Consider the following 297-nt stretch of genomic DNA (forward strand, 5'->3'; position numbering starts at 1 on the left):
AGTCTTGTCCTGCCAGATACGGCAGTCGCTGCGGTACTCGAGCAGGCTGAACCAGGGCGCAAAGACCAGCTGCCAGTCGTGCAGGCCGCCGTCGCTGCCCAGGTAACGCACGCTTTCGACCAGGCCATGGCGTTGAGCCTGGCTGCCATCGTCGCAGAGCAGGGCGAGGCTGACGGGCTGGCCGATGAGTTTTTCCGGGTCGTACTCGGTGTCCTGCACCAGCACGTCGAGGGTGAAGCGCGGGGTGCGGCCAATGCGCTCGACGCCGTGGGCGCGCAGGGCCTGCAGCTGGTCGGC

At 67.7% G+C, this 297-nt stretch carries 1 protein-coding gene; it reads right to left on the reverse strand.

The features are described 5' to 3' along the window. The coding region (locus tag ACLEJW_RS23270; RefSeq protein ID WP_440778336.1) for a contractile injection system protein, VgrG/Pvc8 family at positions 1-297 on the reverse strand (297 nt) is incomplete at both ends.

Origin of the sequence: Pseudomonas sp. SMSB3 (assembly GCF_052041965.1) — a bacterium.
Taxonomy (GTDB): Bacteria; Pseudomonadota; Gammaproteobacteria; order Pseudomonadales; family Pseudomonadaceae; genus Aquipseudomonas.